Raw genomic sequence first — 6,220 nt, forward strand, 5'->3', positions numbered from 1 at the left:
GCCCGCTCACTACAGGGAGATTTTTCAGCCTTGAAAGTTGTGTAGATACTTATGCTGCGATGAGGCCCTGAGGCTCAGCCAGGATGCTGGGCCAGACCCTGATAGCAAGTCGCCAAATGATAAGGCGTGGTAGACGGCATATCTCGCCGGCTCACGACACCCTTGGCATCCAGGCACTCATGCCAGCCTTTTTCATGCAAAAAATGCTGTTGCAGCGCCACCAGTTGGCGCTGCAGCACGGCCTCACTGCCTGGGCGCAACGTCAGCGCCCGCAGGTATTCCGCTTGGGCCCAGATGCGTTGAGTGCCGTCGCGCACGCTGCCGTCGAGGGCGAGCATGCCGCTGACGGCGCCGCTCAACTTATCCACACCCTTAAGCTCGGCGTAGGCAAATGCCCGCGTCAGCGAGGCATGCAGCGGTGTGCCGCGCAGTACGGCTGACGATTCGAGCAAAAAGAACCATTCGAACTGGTGCCCCGGCTCAAACCAGTTATCCACAGCACCCAGCGGTTTTTCCATCATCACGCCATGCTGGCGGTCGATGAAGCGCTTCTGCATCGCGCTCGCCAAATCCAGCAGCGCGTCCTCGGTGACGGCGTCTTCGCGCACGGCCAGTGTGGCGAGGAAACCTTCGGCGAGGTGCATCAGCGGGTTTTGCAGGGGGCCGGACTTGAGGGACGACCAGTTGCGCTCAAGCACCGCTTCGTACAGGCCGTCGCCGGTGGCGAAGCGTTCGGCGACCACTTCAAGGGCCGCGTCGAGCACCGACTCCACCAATGACTCGCGCACTTTGGCCCAGTAATGGGCGCACGCGAAGATGATGAAAGCGTGGGTGTAAAGGTCTTTGCGCTTATCCAGTGCCTTGCCGTGGGCGTCGATGCTGTAGAACCAGCCGCCGTGCTCGGCATCATGGAAATGCCGCTGCAGGGAACGGAACAGCGCCGCCGCGCGCTCTTCGGCAAAGGCCGCGCCGGGTTCGCCGATCAGGCTGGCAAACAGGTACAGCTGACGGGCGCAGGCCATCGCGCGGTAGCGTTGTGGAGGCAACGGCCGGTGATCGGCGTCCAGTGCTTCATAGGGCAATGCCAGCTCGGCATTCCAGCCCGGGCCCTGCCAGAGCGGCACGATCAGGTCGTGGAAGTGCGTGAGCACTGCTTTCAGGGAAGGCTGGGGGGCGGAGCTTGGAGCGATGGGCATCGGCTGGCGTCGTCACGGCAGGGGTGTAGGCGCGCATGGTAGCAGGCTGATCGTTCCCACGCTCTGCGTGGGAATGCATTTTGTGACGCTCTGGGACGCGGAGCGTCCTGGGCTGCATTCCCACGCAGAGCGTGGGAATGATCAAGGGTCTAGCCCGCCAGCAACCAAACCCCCGTCGCCGCCGACGCCGCCCCGGCCACTCGCACCAATGGCGCGGCCGCCGCCGGCAGGAAACGCACCACCGCATAACCGGCCGCATGCAACACCGCCGTCGCGCCGACAAAACCTGCGGCATACGCCCAGGGGCTGGACATGTCCGGCAGTTCCAGGCCATGCGCCACGCCATGAAACAACGCAAACAATGCCGTCGCCCCCACCGCCACAAACAGCGGCGGCCGTACCGCCAAGGCCACTGCCAGGCCCAGTGCGAGCACCGAGGCGGCAATCCCGCTTTCCAGCGCCGGCAGTTCCAGGCCTTCAAAGCCGAGCATGCCGCCAATCAGCATGGTGCCCACAAACGCGCAAGGCAGTGCCCAGCGCGCGTTGCCTTTTTGCTGCGCGGCCCACAGGCCGACAGCGACCATGGCTAACAAATGATCGATGCCGCCCAAGGGGTGGCTGATACCGGCGACCAACCCATTGTCGCCATGCCCGGGGTGAGCGAAGGCGAGGGCGGGCGCCAGAAGCAGGGCGGCGGTTGCGAGAAGTTTGTTGAGACCCATGAACAGGTTCCTTTTTTCAGGGTAAGTCAGGCCGCAGTGAGCAAGCCCTGACGTTCGATAAAGGCGACGATTTCTTCCAGGCCGACGCCGGTTTTCTGGTTGCTGAACACAAAGGGTTTGCCGTTGCGCATGCGTTGGGTGTCGCTGTTCATCAGTTCCAGCGACGCACCGACCAGCGGGGCCAGGTCGATCTTGTTGATCACCAGCAGGTCGGATTTGCAAATACCGGGCCCGCCTTTGCGCGGCAGCTTGTCGCCGGCAGAAACATCGATCACATAGATAGTCAGGTCCGACAGCTCAGGGCTGAAGGTCGCCGACAGGTTGTCGCCGCCAGACTCCACCAAAATCAGATCGAGGCCCGGAAAGCGCCGGTTGAGTTGGTCTACGGCTTCGAGGTTGATCGAGGCGTCTTCGCGAATCGCCGTGTGCGGGCAACCGCCGGTTTCCACGCCAATGATGCGCTCCGGCGCCAGGGCCTCGTTGCGCACCAGGAAGTCGGCGTCTTCGCGGGTATAGATGTCGTTGGTCACCACCGCCAGGTTGTAGCGATCGCGCAGGGCCAGGCACAAGGCCAGGGTCAGGGCCGTCTTGCCGGAGCCCACCGGGCCGCCGATGCCGACGCGCAGGGGTTGTGTGTTCATGTGTTTCTCCACAGTAAAAGGCCTCAGGAGCGGAACAGGCGGCTGTACTGGCGCTCGTGGGCCATGCACGCCAGGGACAGGCCGAAAGCGGCGCTGCCAAAGTGGTTGGGGTCGATGCGTGTGGCGTCTTGCTGGGCTTGTTGCAGCAAGGGCAGCAGTTCACTGGTCAGGCGCTGGGCGGCCTGCTGCCCCAGAGGCAGGGTTTTCATCAGCACTGCCAATTGGTTTTCCAGCCAGCTCCACAGCCAGGCGGCGAGGGCGTCGTCGGCGCTGATGTGCCAGGCACGGGCAGCCAAGGCCCAGCCCAGCGCAAGGTGCGGCTCGTTGCGTTGTTCAAGAAATACGCGCGCGGCGTCGTCCAGTTCCGGCAAGCCATTGAGCAGCTGTTGCAGGGAGTAGCCCATCTGGCGGCTCTCCTGATACAGCTCGCGGGTCTCGCGGCTGGCGCGGTGCTCTTCACACAGCTGTGCCAACTGCGCCCAGTCCTGCGCGGCCGCCGCGCGACAATGGGCGAGCAACAGCGGCGCTTCGAAGCGGGCCAGGTTGAGCAGCAACTGGTCGCTGATCCAGCGACGCGCACTTGCTGCATCGTTGACGCGGCCATTCTCCACCGCCATTTCCAGGCCCTGGGAATAGCTGTAGCCACCAATCGGCAATTGCGGACTGGCCAGACGCAGCAGCGCCCAGGCTGGGTTCACAGGCGTACGCCGAACTGATGCAGCTTGGGTGGGTAATTGAAATCTTCGTCGCCATGGCGCGAATGGTGGTGGCCGCCGCCGTAGGCGCCGTGCTCTGGCTGGAATGGAGCTTCGATGGTTTCGGTGGTGGCGCCCAACTGATCAAGCATGGCCTTGAGCACGTAGTCGTCGAGCAGCCGCAACCAGCCATCGCCGACTTGCAAGGCCACGTGGCGGTTGCCGAGGTGATAGGCCGCGCGGGTCAGCTCAAACGCGTTGCTGCAGGTCACGTGCAGCAGTTGTTCAGGGCGGGCGCACACGCGTACGACACGTCCGTCTTCGGCTTGCAGGCATTCGCCATCGTGCAGCGGCGGCTGGCCGCGCTCCAGAAACAGGCCGACGTCTTCGCCGTCGGCACTGAAACAGCGCAGGCGGCTCTTGCTGCGTGCTTCGAAGTTCAGCAGCAACTCAGCGGCCCAGAGGGCTTGGGGGGCGATTCGACGGTGGATCACCAGCATCAGAAAGTTTCCAGCTATGAGCGATAAGAGAGCCAGAGCAAGGGGCTTGCCAACCCCGTATCTGAGTAGGAAATCCCTGTAGGCAGGCACGGTGATGCCACCGAATAGGGCGTCAGCAGATTCCGGCAGCGCTTCAATTTGGTGCGTGATTGAATGTATAGCACTGGATGTGGGCGTTTTGCGTTGAGATCCGCTGCGAGCTGCATGAAATTTCTTTCATCCTTGTCTCGCTGGATTTTTTTCGGATTTGTCCTACGCGGTATCAGGATTTGGCGTTCAAAAAGTTACACGCCGTTTGATTAGGATTCGCGCCGTGTTTAATTCATTGCGACGTCCATCATGTTCAAATCATTTTTATGCGCAGTCATCGTCAGCCTGGCCTGCGCCATTCCATCGGCAGCGGCCAATTTTCAGGCGCGCGTGACGTCCATCGGCCCTGTGATCGACCGCGCCCATGAACTGCTCGGCACGCCTTACAAAGCGGGCGGAACGTCGACGGAGCGGGGCTTTGATTGCAGCAGTTTTCTGGTCTATCTGTTCAAGACCCAAGCCAATATCCAGTTGCCGCGCACCACCCGGGACATGCACCGTTCTTCCGCGGCGACCATCAAGCGCAGCGCGCTCAAGCCTGGCGATGCGGTGTTCTTCTCGGGTAACGGAAGCAGCCAGGTCAGCCATGTCGGCCTTTATATAGGCCAAGACAAGTTCATCCATTCGCCCCGTACCGGCAAACGCGTGCGTATCGATTCGTTGAGCAATAGCTACTGGAAGAAGAACTACACCACCGCCAAGCGCTTTCACACGGCTGGCTGACCGATTTACTCGGTACTGCCGAGCCCTTGCCAGTGCTTGAGGCCGATAAAGATAAAACGCAATTGCTGGGTGATTTTCGCCTGGGGCGTGAGGTGGGCAGGCAAGGCCTGGGCGGGTGGGTCGATGATGTCGGGCAGGGTGGCGAACACGCTCTTGACGATCAGGTCGGCCATCACGTGCAAGCCGTCGGCATCCAGGTGCTGGAGCTTGGGCATGAAGGTCAGGTCGGCAGCGAGGTCGCGGGTGATGTCTTCGCGCAAGGCGCCGATGGCCTGGCGCACGGCCAGGCAACCGCCGTATTGCTCGCGGGCCAGGAACAGGAATTGCGAACGGTTGGCCGAGACCACGTCGAGAAAGATCCGTACGGAGGCATCAATAATGCCGCCCATCACGAATTCGTTATGGCGCACCAGGCGAATCGTGGCGCGGAAGGTCTGGCCGACTTCACTCACCAAGACCAGCCCCAGTTGGTCCATGTCGTCAAAATGACGATAGAACCCGGTCGGCACAATGCCGGCCGTCTTGGCCACTTCGCGCAGGCTCAAGCTGCCAAACCCACGGCCACACTCCATCAGATGGCGGGCTGCGTCCATCAAGGCAAGGCGGGTCTGTTGCTTCTGTTCGGCGCGGGGCAGCATTGGCGGGTGGGCTTTGTCGGCGAGTACAGCGACGCACTCTAGCAAAACAGCTTCGCTGGCGTCGAACTTGGCGCGGGTAAGGTGTGATGCGGTTTATGAAAAAGCAAAAGCCCGATCGGCAGATCGGGCTTTTTTCTGGGCCACCACAGGCTTAGCTCTGAGCTTGATGCAGTTCTTGCAGACGATCAGCACCGCCTTCAGCAACGCCATCGGTATAAGCGCGTTTGTTGGCTTGGTCAGAACCGCCTTCTACCAGGCCTTTCTGTTCCAGGCGATCACGGCCACCTTCAGCAACGCCTTCGGTGTAAGCGCGTTTGTTGGCGTGTTCCGAACCATTTTCAGCGACAGCGCCTTTGGCGTAGTCACGGTTTTCATCTTCTTGTGAACCGCTGCGAGCCAGGGTCTGGCTGGATTCAACAGCTTGAGCTTTGTTCTGTGGAGTGGCTTGTTCGGCTGCTGGCAGGGCAAAAGCACTGGAAGCGAAGACCGACAGCAGGGCGACAGCGAGTAATTGGCGTTTCATGAGGGTTGCTCCTTAGGAGGGCGATAAAGTGGGTACAGGGCTAATGCTACTCTCGATAAGTCGATATAAAAGTTCATAAACACAATGGTAATAATCAACAGAATTGATTGTTCCCTGCGGAGGCTCTAGCACGGACCTCTCAAGCCCGCGGTTTTGCACCATGGTGGGTATTTTCGACCCGTTTGTGGGTAACACCGGTGCATTGTTGATGGTTAAGTCGATTCGAGATGTAGGGAGATTCGCTTTTTTTGCGATGAATTAGCACTCGGGCTAAACCCCCACGCCATTTGTCAGTCGTAGCCTTATAAGCTGCAGTTAAAAGGTGCGCGCAAGCGCACCCTCAGTCGTAATCAGGAGTCCTGTGCAATGACGCGCACTCGTAAAATCGTCGCTTGGAGCTGCGCCAGCTTCGTTCTGTTAATCGCCGTGGTGGTATTGGTTCTGGTGTTCTTTGACTGGAACCGCATCAAGCCGCCGCTCAATGCCAAGGTC

The 6,220-nt window shown here is 60.7% G+C and carries 9 protein-coding genes; 2 read left to right on the top strand and 7 right to left on the bottom strand.

The features are described 5' to 3' along the window. Window positions 1–74: 74 nt before the first annotated feature. The 5 genes from WBB95_RS24295 to ureE form a co-directional block, all read right to left on the bottom strand. Window positions 75–1,196, bottom strand: coding sequence for an AGE family epimerase/isomerase (locus WBB95_RS24295; RefSeq protein WP_424489871.1), 1,122 nt, complete (start codon window positions 1,194–1,196; stop codon window positions 75–77). A 149-nt stretch (window positions 1,197–1,345) separates the two neighbouring features. Then, the gene (locus tag WBB95_RS24300) at window positions 1,346–1,918 is read right to left on the bottom strand and encodes a HupE/UreJ family protein (RefSeq protein WP_424489872.1); all 573 of its coding nucleotides are present in this window, start codon (window positions 1,916–1,918) and stop codon (window positions 1,346–1,348) included. A gap of 26 nt (window positions 1,919–1,944) precedes the next feature. Further along, window positions 1,945–2,559, bottom strand: a complete 615-nt coding sequence (ureG, locus tag WBB95_RS24305) for an urease accessory protein UreG (protein ID WP_424489873.1) — start codon at window positions 2,557–2,559, stop codon at window positions 1,945–1,947. A gap of 23 nt (window positions 2,560–2,582) precedes the next feature. Continuing rightward, the gene (locus WBB95_RS24310; RefSeq protein ID WP_424489874.1) at window positions 2,583–3,257 is read right to left on the bottom strand and encodes an urease accessory protein UreF; all 675 of its coding nucleotides are present in this window, start codon (window positions 3,255–3,257) and stop codon (window positions 2,583–2,585) included. After that, on the bottom strand, window positions 3,254–3,754 hold the full coding sequence (gene ureE / locus WBB95_RS24315; RefSeq protein WP_424489875.1) for an urease accessory protein UreE: 501 nt from the start codon (window positions 3,752–3,754) through the stop codon (window positions 3,254–3,256). The genes WBB95_RS24310 and ureE overlap by 4 nt, the downstream gene beginning before the upstream one ends. A 339-nt stretch (window positions 3,755–4,093) precedes the next feature. Here ureE and WBB95_RS24320 point away from each other — a divergent pair, with 339 nt between their 5' ends. Beyond that, window positions 4,094–4,567 carry a C40 family peptidase gene (locus WBB95_RS24320; protein ID WP_424489876.1) on the top strand — a complete coding sequence of 158 codons (474 nt, stop codon included), beginning with the start codon at window positions 4,094–4,096 and terminating at the stop codon, window positions 4,565–4,567. Window positions 4,568–4,572: 5 nt separating this feature from the next. On the opposite strand, the gene WBB95_RS24325 is transcribed toward WBB95_RS24320, so the two are convergent. Together WBB95_RS24325 and WBB95_RS24330 are read right to left on the bottom strand one after the other, a co-directional pair. Continuing rightward, a complete protein-coding gene (locus WBB95_RS24325; RefSeq protein ID WP_424489878.1) occupies window positions 4,573–5,205 on the bottom strand; it encodes a TetR family transcriptional regulator in 633 nt (210 codons plus the stop codon). A gap of 151 nt (window positions 5,206–5,356) precedes the next feature. Beyond that, window positions 5,357–5,728 (bottom strand): hypothetical protein, encoded by a 372-nt coding sequence (locus WBB95_RS24330; protein WP_424489877.1) that lies wholly within the window; start codon window positions 5,726–5,728, stop codon window positions 5,357–5,359. 366 nt (window positions 5,729–6,094) lie between these two features. Between WBB95_RS24330 and WBB95_RS24335 the strand changes: the two genes are divergently transcribed. Next, the coding region (locus WBB95_RS24335; protein ID WP_424489879.1) for an AsmA family protein at window positions 6,095–6,220 on the top strand (126 nt) is incomplete at its 3' end.

The organism is Pseudomonas sp. (genome assembly GCF_049645325.1).
GTDB lineage: Bacteria > Pseudomonadota > Gammaproteobacteria > Pseudomonadales > Pseudomonadaceae > Aquipseudomonas.